At 73.5% G+C, this 20,113-nt stretch carries 19 protein-coding genes; 7 read left to right on the top strand and 12 right to left on the bottom strand.

Features of this window, described 5'->3' with window-relative positions:
• Positions 1 to 14 precede the first annotated feature (14 nt).
• On the top strand, positions 15 to 1,205 hold the full coding sequence (locus ACWD3O_RS19770; RefSeq protein WP_451416763.1) for an MFS transporter: 1,191 nt from the start codon (positions 15 to 17) through the stop codon (positions 1,203 to 1,205).
• Between the two features lie 167 nt (positions 1,206 to 1,372).
• On the opposite strand, the gene ACWD3O_RS19765 is transcribed toward ACWD3O_RS19770, so the two are convergent.
• The 3 genes from ACWD3O_RS19765 to ACWD3O_RS19755 all read right to left on the bottom strand — a co-directional run bounded on the left by ACWD3O_RS19765 (position 1,373) and on the right by ACWD3O_RS19755 (position 3,844).
• The gene (locus ACWD3O_RS19765) at positions 1,373 to 1,987 is read right to left on the bottom strand and encodes a hypothetical protein (protein ID WP_451416762.1); all 615 of its coding nucleotides are present in this window, start codon (positions 1,985 to 1,987) and stop codon (positions 1,373 to 1,375) included.
• A gap of 97 nt (positions 1,988 to 2,084) precedes the next feature.
• Positions 2,085 to 3,071 (bottom strand): lysophospholipid acyltransferase family protein, encoded by a 987-nt coding sequence (locus tag ACWD3O_RS19760; RefSeq protein ID WP_451416761.1) that lies wholly within the window; start codon positions 3,069 to 3,071, stop codon positions 2,085 to 2,087.
• Positions 3,068 to 3,844 carry a GNAT family N-acetyltransferase gene (locus ACWD3O_RS19755; protein ID WP_451416760.1) on the bottom strand — a complete coding sequence of 259 codons (777 nt, stop codon included), beginning with the start codon at positions 3,842 to 3,844 and terminating at the stop codon, positions 3,068 to 3,070. Before ACWD3O_RS19755 ends, ACWD3O_RS19760 begins: the two co-directional genes overlap by 4 nt.
• A 299-nt stretch (positions 3,845 to 4,143) precedes the next feature.
• Here ACWD3O_RS19755 and ACWD3O_RS19750 point away from each other — a divergent pair, with 299 nt between their 5' ends.
• The gene (locus ACWD3O_RS19750) at positions 4,144 to 5,895 is read left to right on the top strand and encodes a PHP domain-containing protein (RefSeq protein ID WP_451416759.1); all 1,752 of its coding nucleotides are present in this window, start codon (positions 4,144 to 4,146) and stop codon (positions 5,893 to 5,895) included.
• Positions 5,892 to 6,440 carry a hypothetical protein gene (locus ACWD3O_RS19745; RefSeq protein WP_451416758.1) on the top strand — a complete coding sequence of 183 codons (549 nt, stop codon included), beginning with the start codon at positions 5,892 to 5,894 and terminating at the stop codon, positions 6,438 to 6,440. Before ACWD3O_RS19750 ends, ACWD3O_RS19745 begins: the two co-directional genes overlap by 4 nt.
• Before the next feature lie 100 nt (positions 6,441 to 6,540).
• Here the strand turns inward: ACWD3O_RS19745 and ACWD3O_RS19740 are convergent, their stop codons facing one another.
• Positions 6,541 to 6,936: a cupin domain-containing protein gene (locus ACWD3O_RS19740; protein ID WP_451412115.1), complete on the bottom strand. Its 396-nt coding sequence runs from the start codon at positions 6,934 to 6,936 to the stop codon at positions 6,541 to 6,543.
• Positions 6,937 to 6,988: 52 nt separating this feature from the next.
• Here ACWD3O_RS19740 and ACWD3O_RS19735 point away from each other — a divergent pair, with 52 nt between their 5' ends.
• Positions 6,989 to 7,981 carry a GlxA family transcriptional regulator gene (locus ACWD3O_RS19735; protein ID WP_451416757.1) on the top strand — a complete coding sequence of 331 codons (993 nt, stop codon included), beginning with the start codon at positions 6,989 to 6,991 and terminating at the stop codon, positions 7,979 to 7,981.
• Between the two features lie 115 nt (positions 7,982 to 8,096).
• Here the strand turns inward: ACWD3O_RS19735 and ACWD3O_RS19730 are convergent, their stop codons facing one another.
• A complete protein-coding gene (locus tag ACWD3O_RS19730) occupies positions 8,097 to 8,843 on the bottom strand; it encodes an SAM-dependent methyltransferase (protein ID WP_451416756.1) in 747 nt (248 codons plus the stop codon).
• 17 nt (positions 8,844 to 8,860) lie between these two features.
• Positions 8,861 to 9,922, bottom strand: a complete 1,062-nt coding sequence (gene rsgA / locus ACWD3O_RS19725) for a ribosome small subunit-dependent GTPase A (protein ID WP_451416800.1) — start codon at positions 9,920 to 9,922, stop codon at positions 8,861 to 8,863.
• Positions 9,923 to 10,345: 423 nt separating this feature from the next.
• Here rsgA and ACWD3O_RS19720 point away from each other — a divergent pair, with 423 nt between their 5' ends.
• Positions 10,346 to 11,605, top strand: a complete 1,260-nt coding sequence (locus ACWD3O_RS19720; protein ID WP_451416755.1) for an SMI1/KNR4 family protein — start codon at positions 10,346 to 10,348, stop codon at positions 11,603 to 11,605.
• Here the strand turns inward: ACWD3O_RS19720 and ACWD3O_RS19715 are convergent.
• Together ACWD3O_RS19715 and ACWD3O_RS19710 are read right to left on the bottom strand one after the other, a co-directional pair.
• A complete protein-coding gene (locus ACWD3O_RS19715) occupies positions 11,517 to 12,098 on the bottom strand; it encodes an HD domain-containing protein (protein ID WP_451416754.1) in 582 nt (193 codons plus the stop codon). The genes ACWD3O_RS19720 and ACWD3O_RS19715 overlap by 89 nt on opposite strands.
• Positions 12,099 to 12,111: 13 nt before the next feature.
• Positions 12,112 to 13,230, bottom strand: a complete 1,119-nt coding sequence (locus tag ACWD3O_RS19710) for a helix-turn-helix domain-containing protein (protein ID WP_451416753.1) — start codon at positions 13,228 to 13,230, stop codon at positions 12,112 to 12,114.
• Positions 13,231 to 13,391: 161 nt separating this feature from the next.
• Between ACWD3O_RS19710 and ACWD3O_RS19705 the strand changes: the two genes are divergently transcribed.
• Both ACWD3O_RS19705 and ACWD3O_RS19700 read left to right on the top strand, forming a co-directional pair.
• Entirely contained in the window at positions 13,392 to 13,865 is a 474-nt protein-coding gene (locus tag ACWD3O_RS19705; protein WP_451416752.1) for an ATP-binding protein, read from the top strand.
• Complete coding sequence (locus ACWD3O_RS19700) at positions 13,862 to 14,461, top strand: hypothetical protein (RefSeq protein WP_451416751.1); 600 nt, start codon at positions 13,862 to 13,864, stop codon at positions 14,459 to 14,461. The genes ACWD3O_RS19705 and ACWD3O_RS19700 overlap by 4 nt, the downstream gene beginning before the upstream one ends.
• 179 nt (positions 14,462 to 14,640) lie before the next feature.
• Here the strand turns inward: ACWD3O_RS19700 and ACWD3O_RS19695 are convergent, their stop codons facing one another.
• From ACWD3O_RS19695 to ACWD3O_RS19680, 4 genes are all read right to left on the bottom strand, one after another.
• Complete coding sequence (locus tag ACWD3O_RS19695; protein WP_451416750.1) at positions 14,641 to 16,272, bottom strand: ABC-F family ATP-binding cassette domain-containing protein; 1,632 nt, start codon at positions 16,270 to 16,272, stop codon at positions 14,641 to 14,643.
• A 79-nt stretch (positions 16,273 to 16,351) separates the two neighbouring features.
• A complete protein-coding gene (abc-f, locus tag ACWD3O_RS19690) occupies positions 16,352 to 18,031 on the bottom strand; it encodes a ribosomal protection-like ABC-F family protein (RefSeq protein WP_451416749.1) in 1,680 nt (559 codons plus the stop codon).
• A gap of 336 nt (positions 18,032 to 18,367) precedes the next feature.
• Positions 18,368 to 18,751: a DUF3592 domain-containing protein gene (locus ACWD3O_RS19685; RefSeq protein ID WP_451416748.1), complete on the bottom strand. Its 384-nt coding sequence runs from the start codon at positions 18,749 to 18,751 to the stop codon at positions 18,368 to 18,370.
• Between the two features lie 360 nt (positions 18,752 to 19,111).
• A complete protein-coding gene (locus ACWD3O_RS19680) occupies positions 19,112 to 19,873 on the bottom strand; it encodes a thioesterase II family protein (RefSeq protein ID WP_451416747.1) in 762 nt (253 codons plus the stop codon).
• Positions 19,874 to 20,113: the final 240 nt, after the last annotated feature.

Here is a 20,113-nt window from a genome sequence, read left to right as displayed (position 1 = left end):
CAGGAGACAACGCCATGCCCCGTGCCGTATACGTCTTGGCCCTCGGCATCTTCGCGATGGTGACCAGCGAGTTCGTGGTCGCCGGACTGATGCCGCAGATGGCCGACGGCCTGGACGTCACCGTCCCGCAGATCGGATACCTCATCACCGCGTTCGCGGTGGCCATGGCGGCGGGCGGGCCGTTCCTCACCATGGCGCTCATGAAGTTCCCGCCCCGGACAGCACTGTTGACGCTGTTCGGCATCCTTCTCGCGGGCAACGTACTGGCCGCCACCGCGACCGGCTACTCCACGATGATGGCCGCGCGGATCGTCACCGGCATCGCCGCCCAGGCGTTCTTCGGCGTGGGCATCTCGCTGTGCGTCCGGATCACCCGCCCCGAAATCCGCGGCCGGGCCATCGCCGTAGCGATGAACGGCCTGATGCTGGGAACCCTGCTCGGACTGCCGATCTCCACCCTGGTCGGCGAACGTTTCGGCTGGCGCGCGGCGTTCTGGACCATCGGCCTGATCACCGTGATCGCCGCCGTGGCCACCTGGTTCGGCGTGCCCCGCGTCGAGCGCGCCGACAGCGGCGGCGGCTTCCGTCAGGAGGTCGGCGTCTTCAGGCGGCCCACACTCTGGCTGGCGCTGTCCACCAGCACGCTCATCATCGGCGCCACCTTCTCCGCCTTCAGCTACTTCAACCCCATCCTCACCGAACTCGCCGGCTTCTCCACCGGCACTGTCCCGCTCCTGCTGATCGCCTACGGGGCCGCCACCGTCGTCGGCAACAACGTCGTCGGCCGCTTCGCCGACCGCCACACCGTCCCCGTGCTCGCCGTCGGCCTCGTTCTCAACGCCGTGTTCCTGGCCGGATTCGCTCTCCTCGCGGACCTGCCCGGACCCGCCGTCGTCTGCATGACGGGCATCGGCCTGGTCGGCGTCACCATGAACCCGGCGATGGCGACCCGCGTCCAGCGCGCCGGCAACGCGGGCCCGCTGGTCAACACCGTCCACTCCTCCTTCATCACGCTCGGCATCATCCTCGGCTCCTCCATCGGCGCCCTCGTGATCGACGCCTGGGGTCTGCGCGCCCCGCTCTGGCTCGGAGCGCTCATGGCCCTGGCCGGCCTGGCCACCGTCCTGCCGGACCTCGCCCGCCGCTCCACCCCCGCGGCGGTCCCTGCTGCCTCACGCGCCGCCGAACAGGCGGAACGCGCCTGAGCGTCGGCGTCGTTCGGTGCATCGGTGGCGGCGGCAGCGGCAGCGGCGCCAGCGGGTGACGGTCACCGGTCCAGCTCGGGGTACATCGTCCGCTGGTACGGCGACAGCAGGGAGACGGACAGCTCGCCCGCGCCGCGGCAGATCGGGCAGACGCGCCGAGTCGCGCACTAGGGGCAGCGGCGGCGCCCGTGCGGCTCACCGGGCAGCCACCCGCGGCCCCCGCAGCAGTCGCACGCACCGAGGCCGTCGCACTCGTAGCAGAGCAGGTGGCCGGGCGTGACGGTGCCCGGCGTCCGCACCGGCTCCGGCCACCGGAACTCCTCCGGCTCGTACAGGGCCGTGACGGGCGTCTCCCCGAGGTACAGCACGGTCGGGCCGTCGGCGTCCACGCGTACCTCGATCACGCTGCCGTCGGGGTGGCGGGCGGTGAGGATGTGCCGGTAGCCGGTGCCGCCGGTGATCAGGGCCTCCCCGTCCGTCCCGGTCGCCGAGGCCGCCGCGTCCCCGTCCCGTTCCGTGACGGCCCAGTCGAGGCGGCCGAGCAGGTCCGCCGCGCGGGCGACGAGCGCCGGGGCGCCGAGCCCGCGGGGCCGGTGTCCGCGGGCCATGACGGAGTACCGGAAGCCCAGGGGCTCGTGCCGGTCGACGACCGACGGCTCGCGGGGGAGGAGCAGGCCGAGGTCGGCACCGGGGGTCAGCCGTTCGGCCAACTCCGCGATCCGCTCCCGCAGGTCGTCAGCGAGCCTTTCCAACTCCGCGCGTGCGCCGGGCAGTTCCGCCATGGAAGCCCCTCCACTCGACCAGGTCGGGGCATCGTATGCCGCCGGCCCCGGCGAGCACACGGGCACGGGCGGCCCGCGCCCGGCTGCTCCGCCACCTTCACGCGGACGCGGGTTCCGCGGTCGCCCTGGCCGTCCGAGCAGCCCGCGCCGCCGAGTCCAAGGCATCCGCGGCAGCGGACACGGACACGGGCGAGGCCGCGGGCGACGCCGGCGCGGACGCGCCGGGAACGGGCGCGCCGCGGCCCCGCGCGCCCGCGCGCCGCACGTCAGGGCGCCGCACGTCAGGGCGGCGTCCCCCCGCCGCACCGTGCAGCGGATCGGCGGTGTGCGGCTGCGCGGCACAGGCCAGGGCGCGGCGGTCCGGGCGGCTCCCGGCGGGGAGGGCGGGCCGGACGTCCACCTCGGCCACCAGCCCCCGCACGCTCACCACGCGCCACACCGAGGCCAGGAGGGTGTCGTCGCCGACGAACGCGGCGGCGGTGGCCGGCGTGCCGTCGGCGAACCGGTAACGGAGACGCACCGGCTGGACGGGCACGCCCGCGTCCAGGGCCGCCTGGAAGACGGCAGGCCGGAAGCGCCCCTGGGCCCGGCCGCACCAACTGCTGCCCTCGGGGAAGACCGCCACCGCGGCGCCCCCGCGCAGCAGTTCCGCCAGCTCGGCGACGGTGCCGGGCAGTGCGCGCAGCCGCTGCCGGTCGATGAAGACGGCCCCGAGCGCGGCCAGCCGCCCCGCCACCGGCCACCGCCGGATCTCGGCCTTGGCCACCATCCGGGCGGGACGGACCGAGGCCAGCAGCGCGACGTCCAGCCACGACACGTGGTTCGCGACCAGCAGCAGCCCACCACGGCCCGGGGCCGCGCCGGACGTCCGGACGCGTGCCCCCGCCGCCCGGACGACACCCCGGCACCACAGCCGGACCGCCCGGCGGGGGAGCAGCCGGGCGAACGGGCACGCCGCCAGCCCGGCCAGCAGCAGCGCGAGCAGCGCTCCGGCACGGGCCGCGGCGCGCGCCCGCCCCACCCGGGGGAACGCCTCCACGCAGGACGGCACCGCGCACGGCGCCGTCGGGTCCCAGGGGCTCATCGGGCGGCGGGCGTCAAGGAGAGGAAGTGGCGCAGGTAGCGCTGGTCGATGTCGCTCATCCGCAGCAGGACGTACAGGTCGGCGACGCCGAACTCCGGGTCGTGGGCGGGCGCGCCGCACACCCAGGCGCCCAGCCGGAGGTAACCGCGCAGCAGCGCGGGCAGCGGGGCCCGTCCGGACGACGGCTCCTGCGGCTGCCAGGCGCGCAGCGGGGTGACGCGGTACTCCTCGGGCGAGAGGTGCCGGGCGCGGACCCGCTCCCAGGCCGCGGAGGCCGACACACCGCCGTCGGCCAGGGGGAGGGAACAGCAGCCGGCCAGCCACTCGTGACCGCGCTCGGTCATGTAGCGGGCGATGCCGGACCAGATGAGGGCGATCACCGCCCCGTCCCGGTGGTCCGGGTGGACGCAGGACCGGCCGACCTCGACCATCGCGGAACGCAGGGGCGCCAGGGCGCGCAGGTCGAACTCGGTCTCCGCGTACAGCCGTCCGGCGGCCGCGGCGCGTTCCGGGGGCAGCAGCCGGTAGGTGCCGACGACCTGGCCGGTGGTGGTGTCGTGCACGAGAAGGTGGTCGCAGTGCTCGTCGAAGGCGTCGACGTCGTGCCCCGGCAGGGGGGCGGACAGCACGGCGCCCATCTCGCCGGCGAAGACCTCGTGCCGCAGTCGCTGGGCGGCGCGCACCTCCGCCTCCGTACGGGCGAGGGCGACGGTGTAGCGCGGCGGGATGTCGGAGAGCTCGGGCCGGGAAGGGGCGGCCAGGACGACGGTCATCGGGGTTCTCCTGAGGGCCGGAGGAATGCGGAGCGGCGGGCCGGGCGCGCCGCCGTCAGCCCTTGTTCTGCCGATCGGGCCTGACCGGTGCATGACCGGCGCGGGGTGCTCGGGTGTGGAGTTCCTTAATGCGCGGGGCACGCGCCCCCGCCGGCCCGCGGGTGGCCGGTTCCGGCTTCTCGGTTTCACCCGATGGTCAGACTTCCGCCATCCCGGCGCCCCTTCCCGGCAGGAGCCCCGGGATTCGCTGCGCCCACCAGCCATCCCCTCCACCTCGTTCACCACGAGAAAGGGCCGAAGTGTCGGACCACCACGGGCACAGCCACACCCACTCCCACCCGCACTCCCACAGCCACACCCACGCGCACGAGGCCGACCCGGCGACCCGGGCCGCCGCGGACACCTCCGTCTCCGACAAGGACCTGACGCCGCGTGAACTCTCCCGCCGCCGGCTGCTCAGGGCCGCCGGTGTGACCGGCGCCGTCACCGCCGGGTTCTCCGGGATGCTGGGAGTCACCCCGGCCATGGCCGACCAGGCCGACCGCGGCCGCGGCCGGGACGGCGACGGCGGCAAGGGTGTCCGGCACTGGCTGGCCGGCGACCACCACATCCACACCCAGTACTCCTCCGACGGCCAGTACACGGTCATGGACCAGGCGCAGCACGCCGCCGCCTACGGCCTCGACTGGCTGGTCATCACCGACCACGGCGGCGCCACCCACGCCCGCCTCGGCGTGGACCTCGTGAACCCGGACATCCGGGCGGCGCGCGCCGAGCTGAAGGACACCCTGATCTTCCAGGGCCTCGAGTGGAACATCCCGGCCGCCGAGCACGGCACCGTCTTCGTCGCACCGGGGAAGAACGAGGTCGAGGTCCTCAAGCAGTTCGAGAACGACTACGACGGCAGCGTCAGGAACGCCCGCGACAACACCCCGCAGAACGAGGCGCTGGCCGTCGCCGGCATCCAGTGGCTGGGCACGCAGAAGGACCGGCGCCGCATCGAGGACGCCCTGTTCCTCGCCAACCACCCGGCCCGCAACGGCATCGACAGCCCGCACGAGGTGCGTGCCTGGCGCGACGCCGACCCGCGGATCGCGGTGGGCTGGGAGGGCGCCCCCGGCCACCAGGCCGCGGGCATCCGCACCGGCTACGGTCCCGGCGACGCGCGGGGCGGCTACGGCAACTCCGCCGGACCCAGCTCGTTCCCCGGCTACCCGCCGGAGAGCTACCGCTCGTGGGGCGGCTTCGACTTCTACACGGCCACCGTGGGCGGCCTGTGGGACTCGCTGCTCGCCGAGGGCAAGGCCTGGTCGATCTCCGCCAACTCCGACTCGCACCGCAACTGGGGCGACACCTCTCGCCGTCCCGACGGCTCGGGCTCGGCCCAGTTCGACCGCGACGGCCGCTACGGCGACCCGGTCTACGCCGGCCAGGTCAACCTCGAGCTCGGCGACTTCTGGCCCGGCATGTACAGCCGCACCCACGTCGGCGCGTCCGCCCGCGGCTACACCGCGGTGATGCGGGGCATCCGCGAGGGCCGGATCTGGGTCGACCACGGCAACCTGGTGAAGAACCTCGACGTCCGGCTGGTGGCCTCGGGCCGCGGCCGCGGCGAGGAGACCCTCGGCGGCACCCTGACCGCGAAGCGCGGCAGCCGGCTCGAACTGGTCGTCACCGTCACCGCGCAGGACGTGCCCAACTGGGGCATGTTCCTGCCCAAGCTGAACCGGGTCGACCTGATCCGCGGCGCCGTGGACCCGGCCCACGCCGACTCCGACCGCGACAAGCTGACCGCCCCGGACACCCGGGTCGTCGTCCAGACGGACACCTCCGGCCGCACCGGCACCTTCACCCTCCGGTACGACCTGGGCGTGCTCGAGGAGCCGTTCTACGTGCGGCTGCGCGGCACCGACGGCAACCGGCAGCAGCCCGGCTACCTCGGCTCGCGGATCGACCCCGCCGGCCCGGCCATCGACGTGGTCGGCGACGCCGACCCGTGGCTGGACCTGTGGTTCTACACCAACCCGATCTGGGTGCTCCCGGTCCGGTGAGTACGCAACGCGCAGCGGTGGCCGTGGACCGGGCGGCCGGCAGCCTCGGCGCGGCCGAGCACCTGGTCCACGACCTCGACGAGGCGCTGGCGGGGCTGTTCCCGGGCGAGGACCACATCGTCAGCACGCACACGGTGCGGGAACCGGTCGGCCGGTTCGTGGCGGTGGTGAGCTGGTCGGACGGGCCGGAGCCCGGCGAGGTCGCGGCCCGGCTGCGGGCCGCGCTGCCCGACGCCGTCGTCGACGACTCCGGCAGCGCCGTCGAGGAGGCACGGCACCGGACCGCCGGCCGGCTGGCCCGCTACCCGGGACGCTCCCTCGTCGAACGCCGCATCACCCCCGCCGAGGCGGTCGCCGCGAGCTGCCTCGACGCCGTCGAGGGACTCGCCGGCACCGTCGTCACCCCCGACACCCGCCTCGACCTGACCGGATTCGCCCGCCCCGTGTGGCGCGACGGGCGGTGCGTCCTGCTCGTCCAGCAGGGCGCGGACGCCCTGATCCCCTTCGAGGTGCGCCACCAGACCGCCTGCTGCTCCGACCACTGACCCCGGAGCGGGCGAGCACCACCCGAGGCCCGGCCGGGGCGGGACGGCCCCGGCCGGGCCCCGGGTGCCGGGCGCGCGGCCTTCCGCTCCCCGCCCGTGCTCAGGTGCCGAGCGCGTGCCCGGTCGTCGCGTCGACGTGGTCCGGGATCTCGTCGTGGCGATCACCCACGCTCGGTGTCCCGGTGGGCTCGAACAGGAGGATCGCGGCGCCGGACGGAGCGGACGGCCTGTGCTCCGTGCCGCGCGGGACGGTGAAGACCGCTCCCCGCGGGAGAACGACCGTGCGCTCCCCGTCCGGCTCGCGCAGGGCGATGTGCAACTCGCCGTCGAGCACCAGGAAGAACTCGTCGGTGTCGTCGTGCACGTGCCAGACGTGTTCGCCCTCGACCTTGGCGACACGGACGTCGTAGTCGTTGACACGCGTGACGATACGGGGGCTCCACAGGGCGTCGAAGGAGGCCAGAGCCTCGCCGAGGGAGATGGGTTCGCTGCTCATGCGCTCACCCTCGGCCCTTCCGGCCGACCGCCGTGAGTGCTAGGAATCGCACATGGCGAAAGAATCCTCGCACGAGGCCCGCACGGCGGGCGCGCACCGGGTCGTCGTGATCGTCGACGAGAACTCGAACCCCTTCGAGCTCGGCTGCGCCACCGAGGTCTTCGGGCTGCGCAGACCGGAGCTCGGCCGTGACCTCTACGACTTCCGCCTCTGCTCCCCCGAGCCCCGCACCCTGATGCGCGACGGCTTCTTCACGCTCACGGGAGTCGCCGGCCTGGAGGCGGCCGACACGGCGGACACCCTGATCGTCCCCAACCGCCCGGACACCGAGGTGCCCCGCCGACCCGCCGTGCTCGACGCCGTCCGCCGGGCACACGCCCGGGGCGCGCGCCTGCTCGGCTTCTGCAGCGGCGCCTTCACCCTGGCCGAGGCCGGCGTCCTCGACGGACGCCGGGCCACCGCCCACTGGCAATGGGCGGACTCCTTCCGGACCCGCTTCCCCTCCGTCCGGCTCGAGACGGACGTGCTCTTCGTGGACGACGGCGACATCCTCACCGCGGCGGGCAGCGCGGCGGCGCTCGACCTCGGGCTGCACGTGGTCCGCCGCGACCACGGCGCGGAGGTCGCCAACGCCGTCAGCCGACGCCTGGTCTTCGCTGCCCACCGCGACGGCGGGCAGCGGCAGTTCGTGGAACGCCCCATGCCCGACGTGCCGGACCAGTCCCTGGCGCCCGTCCTCGCCTGGGCCCAGGAACGGCTCGACTCACCGCTCACCGTGTCCGGCCTCGCGGCACGGGCGGCGATCAGCCCGGCCACGCTGCACCGCCGCTTCCAGGCGCAACTGGGCACCACACCGCTGGCGTGGCTGACGGGGGAACGGCTCGCCCTGGCGTGCCGGCTGATCGAGCGAGGCGAGTCCCGCTTCGAGGTGGTCGCGCGACGCAGCGGGCTCGGAACCGCCGCCCATCTGCGCACGCTGATGCGCCGCGAGACCGGCATCACGCCGTCGGCGTACAGGCGCCGGTTCGGCCCGGAGGCGAACTGACGTGCCGCAGTGAGCGCCGCGCTGAAACGCCGCAGTGAACGACGCGGTGACGTGTGGCCCGTGCGGGGCCCGGAAGGAGTGGCATGGCATCCGGGCCCCGCACGGGACGAGACCGTCAGCGCTTCATGAGGGCGAAGACACCCCAGCTGAGGTACTCACGCCCGTAACGGGCGTAGAGGGCGGGCTCGGTGGTGAGTTCCTCCCGCACCTGGGGAGCGAGCTCGTCGTCCGGGTTCTCGTCGAGCCAGCGGCGCATGCTGAGCCACTGGGCTGCGGCGTACCGGTCCCAGCTGTTCCGGTCGGCCAGCGTCATCTCCACCACGTCGTACCCGAGTTCCTGGAACCGCCCGATCAGAGCGGGGAGGAGCAGGAAGTCGGCGACGGACGTGGCGTGACATGCCTGGGCGGTCTCCTCGTCCGGAGGGAGCTGCCGCCAGAACGGCTCGCCGATCAGCATCATCCCTCCGGGCCGCAGGCTGCGCTGCAGCAGTTCGGTCGTTCCGGCGACGCCGTTGCCGATCCAGGTGGCGCCGACACAGGCGGCCAGATCGACCGGCTGGTCGGCGACATGGCCGGCGGCGTCACCGTGGACGAACTCGACCCGGTCGGCGACGCCGAGTTCGGCGGCGCGGGCCCGGGCCTGCTCGGTGAAGAGCGTGCTGATGTCGACCCCGGTGCCCGTGAAGCCCAGGTCGCGTGCCCAGGTGCACAGCATCTCGCCCGATCCGCTGGCCAGGTCGAGCACGCGGGTCCCGGCGGGGAGGCGGAGCGATGCGCCCAGGACGGCGAACTGGTCCGCGGTCAGCGGGTTGTGGATGCGGTGGTTGCCTTCGCGGATGGTGAAGATGCGGGGAAGGTCCATGACCTGATTCCTTTCCGTCATGCCTTGAAGTTCGGGGACCGCTTGAGGGCGCGCACCTGGCGCGAGATCTGCTTCAGGGGCCGTTCCAGCTCGGCGCGCAGCCGCGCGTCGGTGCGGGCCGCGGCGTAGGCGTTCTCGCGCCGCAGCCGGTGGTAGCTGTCGAGGCGCCGCTGGGTGAGGCGGCCGTCCTCGACGGCGGCCAGCACCGCGCAGCCCGGCTCGGTGGCATGGGCGCAGTCCGTGAAGCGGCAGTCCTCCGCCAGCTCCGTGATCTCGGCGAAGGTCTGCTCCAGACCCTCGTCGGCGTCGTGCAGGCCCACGCCGCGCAGGCCCGGGGTGTCGAGCAGGACCCCGCCGTGGGGGAGCGGCAGCAGTTCCCGCCACGCGGTGGTGTGCCGGCCCTTGCCGTCGCCGCCGCGCACCGCGCCGGTGGCCAGGAGGTCCTCGCCCAGCATGCGGTTACCGAGCGTGGACTTGCCCGCGCCCGAGGGCCCGAGCAGGACGACCGTGCCCGACAGGACCGCGGTCAGCACGTCCAGGCCCTCGCCGGTGGTGGCACTGGTGACCAGCACCTCCGTACCCGGGGCGACCTCGGCCACCTCGGCGGCCGCGGACGCGGGGTCGGCGGACCGGTCGGCCTTGGTCAGCACCACCACGGGTGTGGCGCCGCTCTCCCACGCCAGGGTGAGCATCCGCTCGATCCGCCCGGGTTTGAGCGGGTCGGCGAGGGAGACGGCCACCGCCACGGTGTCGACGTTCGCGGCCAGTACCTGGGCCTGCGAGGTGCGCGAGGAGGTGGAGCGGACCACCGCGGTGCGGCGCTCCAGCACCTCCACCACGGTGGCGGACGTCGCCGCGCCGGCCGGCCGGACGGCCACCCAGTCGCCGGTGCACGGCGTCGGCCGATCACCGGTGCCCTGGGAGGGAAGCACCACCGCACGGACGGCACCGGTCTCGGCGACGACATCGCACAGGCCGCGCTCGGCCCGCACGACACGGCCCGGAACCAGCCCATCGGCCCGCGACGGGGCGAAGGAGCGCTCACGTTCCGTGTCCCAGCCGTAGTCGGCGAGCGTCAGGACGCGCTCATGAGGGAGAGCAGGTGGAAATGAAGTGGATCGAGTGGATCGATGAAACAACGTGGAGACCCTTGAACGGGGGCCCCGCCGGACGACAGGCGTGCCGAAGACACTCCCTACGAGGGAGGAGGGCAGGCGAAGGTCAGGACGAGGCCCGGGAGGTGAGGATGATCCGGGCGCCGCACACGGCGGTCGTCTCCACGACAGTCATCAACACACCTCCTTGGATCTCCGGGAGCGAACTGGTCATCGCTCGGACCACCACGCTAACACCCGCCACGGACGCCGACGCCACTCGGGTGACATGTTCGAGACGTAGATCACGACGACATCCAGCGTGCGACAGCGGTACCGACAGCGGCTCGGGCGGCTGCTTCGGCGAACGCGACCGGCGATGTCAGCTCCTCGGCATAGGTTCCGCTCATGGCTGATCAGGTATCTCGCTCTGCGGGGATGGACGACTTCGCGACCTGGGAACCCGTGCTCCGGCTCCTGTGGCGGGAGGAGCAGGAGTCCGGTTTGCTCTTCCGGGTGACGGGCTGCATCAGCAGGAGCGGATCAAGCCTGCCACTGCCGCGCCCCATGCCGGAACACTTCGCCGCGGTGAGACCTGTGCAGGACGCGCTCGTGGATACCGGCGTGGACGAGGTCTCCTTCACGGCGGAGATCCACCCGACCGGGAAAACGGTGCTTCTCCTCTTCGGCCCCACCGAAGACGCGGGAGCCGGACTCGGTACCGCGCACCCGGAAGAACTCGTCCTGGTCGAGGGCGCCTTGCCCGAACCCTGGCGTCGGCTCCCCGATCCGACACCTGACGCGGCGCCCGCGCAGTCTGCGCACCCGGAACTGCTGGCGCGGATCCTGCGCGAGCGTCTGCCCACTGCCACCGGTGCCGACGAGGACGAGATCACCGCCGCCGAGAGGCGCCTCGGCATCCCCCTGCCCGAGGAACTCAAGACGCTCTACCGGGTGACCCGCGCCGGGTGGGAGGACTGGGACGACCAGGACGAGGAGGACACACGTCACCGCGAGGCCGTGGGGTGCGACCTCCTTCCCCTGGACGAACTGCACATCTTCGAGGGGACCCTTCGCATGCCCTCATGGTGTTACGCAGCTCAGGAAGCAGCTGTCACCGGACCCGATGACGCCGTGCAGGGACTGCCCGGTTCGCCGGGGTGGATCGTGTTCGGAGGTAACGGCTGGGGCGACCTGATGGCCGTCGACGTGACTCCAGGCCCTGGCGGACACCACGGGCAGGTCATCGCCATCGGTCACGATCGCGTCATGGGCGCCGACCTTGTCGCTGATTCCCTCACCGGCCTGGTGACGAACGGCAGCAGTGGGCGATCACAGGACAGGCGCCGCCCCACCGTGGTTGTCCGGGTCGGTGCCTCGGGGGCCCGCACCGTCGAAGCCGCGGCTCACCCCGGGCTGGAAGTGCTGATCATCGGCGCGTCGAACCACGCACCGTTCAGCCTCGCGCCTGTCACCGGCCTGCCTCGGTTGCGCACGCTGACCGCCAAGCCGGGCACGCTCGCCGACCAGTGCTCTCTTAGCCGCGGCCGCCAACCGCCTGGTGACGTCTGCCCGCTCATCAGCCCTTCTCGCCCAAGGCCGCCCGCAGCCAGTCGAGCGACCCCGTCTCCAGCACCGCGTCCGCGAGCCGCTTGGCGGTGTCGGTGACGAGGCGGCCGCGGCTGTTGTCGATCCACCGCTGCGCGTTGGCATAGCCCTGGTCCCGGTACTCGACGCCCTGCAGGAGGCACTCGAGCTTGTCGGCGTCGCGGGCGCAGACGGCCTCGGGGGAGTCCTTCGCCTCGTACTCGGCGACCACGTCGCGTACCGTCTTCGCGAGCGCCTCGGGCATACCGGTGACCTGGTCGGCGGTGACGGCCTGCGGGTCGGCGTCTCCCGCCCCGTACTTCTTGCCCACGTAGTTGACGTCTCCGGTGCGGGTCTCCTGGGAGTCGTGCCACACGGCCAGGAACGCGGCCCGGGCCGGGTCGGCACCTTCGAGACTGGCGATGACCGTGGCGATGACGGCGGTGCGCCAGCTGTGGTCGGCGACGGACTCGGGATCCTTCACCCCGGCCATCCACCAGCCGGTCCGCTTGGTGTGCTTCAGCGTCCCCGCCTCGAACAGGAATCGCGCAACCGCGCTCAGGTCCTCGGACACCGTGGGGCTCCTCTCATGCCTCGGCGAGGCGGATCGCGTACCGGATGCTCTCCACCTCCCGCCGCGCCTGCGGCGAAAGATCCTTGCCATCCAACATGATCGGGAGCCTTTCGCGCAGGGCCTCCCCAGCGGCTGTTCCCGGCCGCAGGAGGTTCGGACGGACCTGCAGCAGGGCCCAGAGGGTGTGCACGTTCAGGTCCACGTACCCGTGGTGGGGTGCCAGACCGCCGACGAGGTGGGCGAGGAGCACGTCGCCGGACCATGGACCGAGGGAACCGTCGGCGATGAAGTGGTCGGACAACTGCGGTGTGGGTGTCTCACCGACCCAGTACGCCCAGTACGTCAGGTTGGCGGCCTCACCGGCGTTGTCGTCGAGGAGGGCGGCGTCGATGAAGTGCCGCATCCGGTCACGGTCGCCCTGGCGGGCGGCCACGGTGGCCACGGAACGGTGGTTGAGCCAGCCGGTCAGCCAGTCGGACGGCCGCTCACTGCGCTGCTGATGGGCAAGCCAGGACGCGGTGTCGGCCTCGCGGTCGTAGCCGGAGAGGTACAGGGCCTGCCGGCGGAGGAGGAACTGGCCAGGGCCGCGGGCCTGCTCCGCCGTGCGGCGCATCCGCTCGAAGAACAGCCGGCGCTCCGCCGCGCTCAGCTCCGGCCCGGACGGCGCCGGGCCCCGCCGAGGCCGCGGGGCAACGGGCAGCGACTGGAGCGGACGCGGCGCGATGCCGGACAGAGGCCAGGTCAGAACCTCGGCCAGGTCACGCCGCAGCACCATGGTGTTCAACGGCGACTCCTCCACCGGCACGTCCCTGTCCAGCACGCTCTGCAGCAGTACGTCGGCCTCGAGCGCGCGCTCCAGCGCCTGCAGCAGCGCCGGCGGAGTACCCAACCGCATGAGCCGGTGCCGGTGGACGAGCACCTGCCCGACCGGCACGGCGGTCAGAGGGCGCCGGCCCGTCTCCCACCCGGCGATCGTGTCGACAGAGACCAGGAGATGCTCCGCGACCTCCTGCTGCGTGCAGCCCAGCTGCTCCCGGACGACCCGGAAGACATAGCCGCTGATGTGTCCTGCGCGGGCACGGGACGCCGTACCCGTACCGCCGGTCAGGGTTTGCCGGGAGCTCGGCCTCATAGGAGGTCCATTCCTGGTGAGGGCCGGAAACTCACCTGTACTCGCAGTCACTTCGAGGCGCGTACGCGGCTCTCTACCGTCATTGACGTCCCGGAAAAGCCTAGTAGGGGAGGTGCCCGCACATGCCCTGTTCCGTCCTTGCGCACCCACAGGACGACGCCGTGTCCGGTGAACTCCAGAGGCACGGCCTCGAATGCCTCGTGCTGCCGATGACGGACCGCGCCCCGGCCCTGGCTCGGCTGTGGGCGGCGGGGCGGCTGGCCGACCTCCGCCGGGAGGGCGCCACCGACGACGTGCTCCTGGTGGTGTCCGAACTCGTCACCAACGCCGTGCGACACGCCTTCCGAGCCGACGGCCAGGTCGGCGTCTGCCTGAACGCGGGACCCGACGGGGATGTGCTGCTGCGCGTGTCCGACCCCAGCCCGGTCCACCTCGACAACACCGGCGGTCCCGCTCCCGCAGGGTCGCTGCCGGACGAGGAACAGGTCTCCGGTCGCGGCCTGCCCATCGTGGCGGCGCTGTGCGCATCCCTGACCTGGACCCCGCTGCGCGACGGCGGCAAGGCGGCGTGCGCCCGGCTCCGGCCCACCTCGGCCGAGCCCGAGCCCGGGCCCGGGCGGAAGAGGACGGCATGACGACGGTCGACACGCACGTCCCCTATGTCACCGGCTGGAGCGGAGAACACCCGCTCCCCGCACGGACCGTGGTGAGCCCCGGCGGCGTCTCCTACGCCGACCCCGACCTCGACCGGGCCGCCCGGGACGACGACGGAATTCTGTGGGAACTATGTACCGGCACCCGCACCGGCCGCCCCCGGCACACCGACCTGCACCCGCAGCGCCAGAGGCACGCCATGGAACGCCTGCTCTGCGCGGTATGCGCCACGCCGGCCGATCGCCGCCCCGGTCTCGGCATGCTCTGGCTCCTGCCCCTCCTGGACAGCCCGCCCCACGGCGCGTGGGACGGCGTCCTGACGTCCATCCCGCCCCTCTGCGCGGACGACGCGGAACTGGCCTCGCGGCACTGCCCCCAACTACGGGCCGGCCACGTCCGGCTCCGCGTACGCGAAGCCGGACGCGTAGGCGTCCGCGGAGTGCTCCACCCCAGGCCGGGCGAGCCAGGGCCACCGGACAGCGACGCCTTGGTACTCGACGGCAGCCCGGACCTGCCCTTCGTCGTCGCCCGCCAGCTGGTGCGCGAACTCCGCCGCTGCACGGTGATCCCGCCCTGAGCCCGACACCGCGCGGCCGCAGTCGAGTCGCCCGCCGTCCAGCAGGTCACGGAGGCCCGTCGGAAGCCTGCGGGCCCCGCCGCGTGACCGAAGGAGGCACTGTTGCCCTCGATGCGTTGATCGGGCGCCGCCCCGGCACCGCCCGACGGGCCCGGGGCGCCGTGGCCGCGAACCGGGCGTCACCCGGGAGGGGTGAGGGGGAGTTCGCGGCCCTGCCAGCGGCTGCGGAGCCACCGGTCGTGGCTGGCCACCACGATCGCCCCGGGCCCGGTCCGCAACGCCTCCTCCAGTTCGTCGCACAGGCTCGGCGACAGGTGGTTGGTGGGCTCGTCGAGCAGCAGCAACTGCGGCGGCATCGCCACCAGCAGGGCCAGCGCGAGCCGCCGCCGCTGGCCGACCGAGAGCGCGCCGACCGGCTTGTCGAGGTCCGCCGCGCGCAGCAGGCCCAGCGAGTCGAGCGGCACCGCCTCCGCCCGTTCGTCGCCCAGCGTCAACACGTAGGTGAGCCGGGCCGACCGCTCCGGCCGGTCGAAGACGGTGTCCTGCGCGAGCTGGCCCACGGTCAGCCCGGGCCGCCGCCGCAGCTCGCCCTCGGGCTCGAGCCGTCCGGCCAGCACGGCCAGCAGCGTCGACTTCCCCGCCCCGTTGCCGCCCGTGACGAGGAGACGGCCGGTCTCCGGCACCTCGGCGGACACCGGCGCCAGCCGGCCGGGCACCGTCACCTCCGTGAGGGCCACCAGCGGCCCCTCCCCCTCCCCCTCCTCCGACGGCGAGGCCAGCGCCGTGCCGACGAACCGCAGCGGCGGCGGAGGTGCGCCGACCTGGCCGCGTTCCAGCTCGTCCAGGCGCCGGGCGGCGTTGCGCACCCGCCGGGAGATCTGGTGCTGCACCCGGTTCCCGCGGCGGCCGTAGCCCATCTTCTCGTTGTCGCGCGGCCCCCGGTCCGGCGCGACGCGGTGCGCGGTCAGTTCCGTGGAGACCCGCAGGGCCGCCAGCTCCTCCTGCTCCGCCGCCCGGCGGCGCTCCCAGCGCTCGCGGGCGGCACGTTTCCCCGCCAGGTAGGCGGTGTAGTTGCCGCCGTAGCGGACCGGCCCGTCCAGGGCGGGGTCGAGGTCGACGAGGTCCGTGCACACGGCGTCCAGGAAGGCACGGTCGTGGCTGGCCAGCACGACGACGCCGGGCAGGGCGCGCAGCCGCTCCTCGAGGAAGGCGGCCGCGTCGTCGTCGAGGTGGTTGGTCGGTTCGTCCAGCAGCAGGGCGGTGGGTTGCCGGACCAGCAGCGCGGCCAGGGCGAGCCGGCCGCGTTGCCCGCCGGACAGCGAACCGAGCGTCCGGTCGTGCGTGAGGGCGCCCAGGCCGATGCCGTCGAGCACCAGCGTGGCACGCCGGTCGGCGTCCCACGCCTCCCGGGCCTGCGCCCGCTCCAGGCGGGCGCCGTACGTGTCGAGCAGGTCCGGGTACTCCGGCGCGTCCTGCGCGGTCCGGGCCAGCCGCTCGGCCAGCCGTTCCAGCTCGAGCAGGTCCTCCCGGGCCTCGCGCAGGGCGTCGTCGAGGACGTCGGAGATCGTCGCGTCGCTGTCGTAGGGCATCTCCTGGTGGAGGAAGCCCAGCGCGGGCGGGCGGGTGACGTGGCCGGAGTCGGGCTCGTCGGTCCCGGCCAGCAGGCGCAGCAGGGTCGACTTGCCGACGCCGTTCTCCCCGATGAGCCCGATGCGCTGTCCGGGCGAGGCGGTCAGGAAGACGCCGTCGAGCACGCGCCGGCCGTCGAGGGTGCGGACGAGGTCGTGGGCGAGCAGGGCGGGGTGAGGCATGAGGTCCGTCCAGAACGTGATCGGTGTACGGCCCGTGGGGCGGGACGCCGCGACACGGGCCAGGGCGACACGCGGCGGCTCACATCTCGGAAGTGCCCGCCTCGGGACCGCCCGCCTCGGGAGCGCCCGCCTCGGGGGAGCCCGCCTCGCTCAGCCGGCCGTCGGCCAGCCGCAGCCACCGTCGCACGCCGATCTCCCGCAGGAACCGCTCGTCGTGGCTGACCACCACGAAAGCCCCCTGATAGGAGTTGAGGGCGTCCTCCAGGCGGCCCGCGCTCACCAGGTCCAGGTTGTTGGTCGGCTCGTCCAGGAGCAGCAGGTGGGGAGCCGGTTCGGCACACAGGACGCAGGCCAGCGTGGCGCGCAGCCGCTCACCGCCGGAGAGGACGCCGACGGGCAGATGGGCGCGCGGCCCCCGGAAGAGGAAGCGGGCGAGCAGGTTCATCCGCTCGGCCTCCGGCCGCCCGGGCGCGTGCTCGGCGAAGTTCTCGGCGACGGTGCGGTCCGCGTCCAGCAGGTCCAGGCGCTGCGACAGATGGGCGACGCGGCCCTCGGCCCGCCGGGTTTCCCCGCCGAGCGGCGTCAGGTCACCGCTGAGCACCTTCAGCAGCGTGCTCTTGCCCGCGCCGTTCGGGCCCGTCAGCGCGATGCGCTCCGGACCGCGGATCGTCAGGTCGACGCCGTCGCCCGCGAAGACGTCCTTGCCGCCGAGGCGGACCCGGACGTTCTCGGCGGAGAACAGGGTGCGCCCGGCGGGCACGTTCGTGTCCGGCAGGTCGAGGGTGATGCGCTGCTCGTCGCGCAGCGCGCGCCCGGCCTCGTCCAGCCGGGCCTGCGCCTCGCCGACCCGGCCGGCGTGCACCTGGCCGGCCCGCCCGGCGGACTCCTGGGCGCCCCGCTTCATGGCGCCGGCGAAGATGCGGGGCAGACCCGCGCTCTTCAGGTTGCGGGCCGCGTTGCTCTGCCGGCGTTCGGCGCGCTCGCGGGCCTGCTGCATCTCCCGCTTCTCCCGCTTCAGCTCCTGCTCCGCGTTGCGGACGTTGCGCTCGGCGACCTCCTGCTCGGCCCGCACCGCCGCCTCGTAGTCGGCGAAGTTGCCGCCGTAGAAACGGAGTTCGCCGGAGTCGAGCTCCGCGATGTTCTCCATGCGGTCCAGCAGGGCGCGGTCGTGGCTGACCAGGAGCAGGCAGCCCTTGTAGTCCTCCAGCACGGCGTACAGCTTGTGGCGGGCGTCCGTGTCCAGGTTGTTGGTGGGCTCGTCGAGCAGGAGGACGTCGGGCCGCTTCAGCAGCTGCGCGGCCAGGCCCAGGGAGACGATCTGGCCGCCGCTGAGGGTGGCCAGGCCGCGGTCCAGCGTGAGGTCCGCCAGACCGAGGCGGTCGAGCTGGGCGCGGGTGCGTTCCTCGATGTCCCAGTCGTCGCCGATGGTCGTGAAATGCTCCTCGGCGACGTCCCCGGACTCGACGGCGTCGATGGCCCGGACGACGGCGGCGACGCCCAGTACCTCGGCGACCGTGAGGTCGCCGGTCAGGGGGAGGGTCTGCGGGAGGTGGCCGAGCGTACCGGCCACGGAGACCGACCCGGCGCGGGGTTCCAGCTCGCCGGCGAGCAGCTTGAGCAGCGTGCTCTTGCCGGTGCCGTTGGGGGCGACCAGGCCGGTGCGGCCGGCGCCGAGGGTGAAGGACAGGCCGTCGAGGACGGGGGTGTCGTCGGGCCAGGAGAAGGACAGGTTGGTGCAGACGACGCGGGCGTCGGACATGGAGGTGACCTCGTGCGGGAGGGAGGCAGAAAGACACTTCTGCCTCGGCGGCAGACACAGGGAAGGAAGGAACGACAACGAGGCCACGACGGCGGCGGTGCGTCCGCGCACCGGCCGGTGGCCTGTCGGGTCCGGGTATCACCCGGAGATGTCGTCGTCCACCACCATGTCTGGGCTCCTCGACGAATCGGTCAACGTCCCCAGCAGGGTAACAGCCGCTTCCCGGCCCCCGCGGGCACCGCGCCCGGCGGCCCGCCCGCGGGGCCCGGGCGGACCGCGGTCCGGCCGCGGCGGTCGGCCCGCGGGGTGGGGAGGAGGGGGACACCGGCCGACGGGTCACCGCAGGAACACCATCAGGGCGATCAGGGCGATGCCCACCACCAGGCCGAAGACGGCTCCCCCGAGGAAGAAGTCCTGCGCGATCCGCGCCCTCTGCGGCTTCTTCGGCAGGTAGTGCACCGTGCGGGTCTCGCCGACCGCGGCGAGGGGGTGGTTGTGCGGTGTCGTCTTCATCCGGGTCACCTGCCCGGCCGCCGTGGTGAACTCGAACTCGCACCGGAAGCTCGGCTTCGCGGCACTGCGATGGTGGTGCACCGCCACGCAGATGCCTTCGGCCGTCAGACCTCGGCTGCGCAGCGGGATGTCGCGCACCAGCAGCGCGCCGCACGGTACGAGGAGGAAGACGGAGATGAGCACCAGGGGCGCGACGATGTCGTTCATGCCCGCCATGACACGTCCAGCACCTCAATGGTTGCCCGCTCCCCACCGGGCTGGGACCGGCCGCCGTGAGGTCTCGACGCCTCGCGGGCGATGCGGTGCCGGGGCCAGGGCTCGGACGAGGCGCGGGGTGGTCAGGGGTGCGCGGGTGGGTCGTCGCGGTGGCCGAGGGTGGCGGCTACGAAGCGCGAGGGTTCACCCACCGGGGCGACGCACCGGTGGGCGGCGCACCCGGCCAGCGCCTGAACGACGGCCCGGTCACCTGGGTCAGCCGTTACGAGCTGCCCCTCCCACCCCACTCGCCCTCCTCCTGATCCCTGCCACCGGGGACACGGCGGACCCGGCGGACCCGGCCGGGCGGTGTCAGGCGACGGAGGCCAAGGTGTCGCGGAGGATCGCCGCCAGGTCCGCGGGACGGCTGGTCGGCAGGTCGTGATCGCCGGGCACCGGCACGACCCGGAACGGCCCCGTGGTGAGCGCGGACCACGCCTCGATCCCGACCGGGTCGACGGTGTGGTCGTCACGGCCGTACACGGCCACCGTCGGCACCGCGACGGGCTCGGCGGCACCGCTCTCGAACAGCTCCAGCTCGTACGCCTCGACGAGCTCGTAGTCCGCGCGCAGGGCGGGCTCCACGATGTCGAGCAGCTCCTCGTTGGCGAGGAGCTGCGACGGGAGGTACCCGTCCGTGACGACCTGCCGGAGGAAGTCCGGCCGCGGCAACGCCCACGTCGGCTCGCGGCGGACGCTCCCGGGAGCCGGGTGCGAGGAGACCACCAGCGCCCGCACGGTACCGGGGCCCAGGCGCCGCGCCACCTCGTAGGCGATCGACGAGCCGGCGCAGTGGCCGTACAGCACCACCGGCCGCCCCCGCGCGTGGTCGAGCAGCTCGCCGGCGAGCTTGTCGGCGAGCTCCGCCATGACGGTCTCCACCGGCTCCCCGACGCGGGACTCCCGGCCCGGGAGGCGCACCGCGAAGGCGTCGAACGTGTCGGACAGCTCGACGCACAGCTGACGCACCGTGGCCACGCCGGCGCCCGCGTGCGGAAAGGCGTACAGCACGCACTCCTGGACGCCGTCGTGAGGGACACCGACGAACCAACGGCTTTTCGTGTGAGTACCCATGACGTGAGGATGACCAGTCACCGCGGCCCTACGGCGGCAACCCTGACTGACCTCTGAAAGATTCGCGGACAACAGCCTGCCTCCACGGCAGGCTGACACCCTGTCGGACCCCTCGGCCGCGGGGGGGGGGGCCGGCCCCCCCCCCCCCCCCGGCCCGCCCCCCCCCGCGGGGGGGGGGGGCGCGGGGCTGGGAGGGGGGGGGGGGGAAGGTGTGGTTTGGGTTGAGGTTATAATAGTGGG

It is taken from the genome of Streptomyces sp. NPDC002640, assembly GCF_053592575.1.
This window is presented reverse-complemented; position numbering and strand designations above follow the sequence as displayed.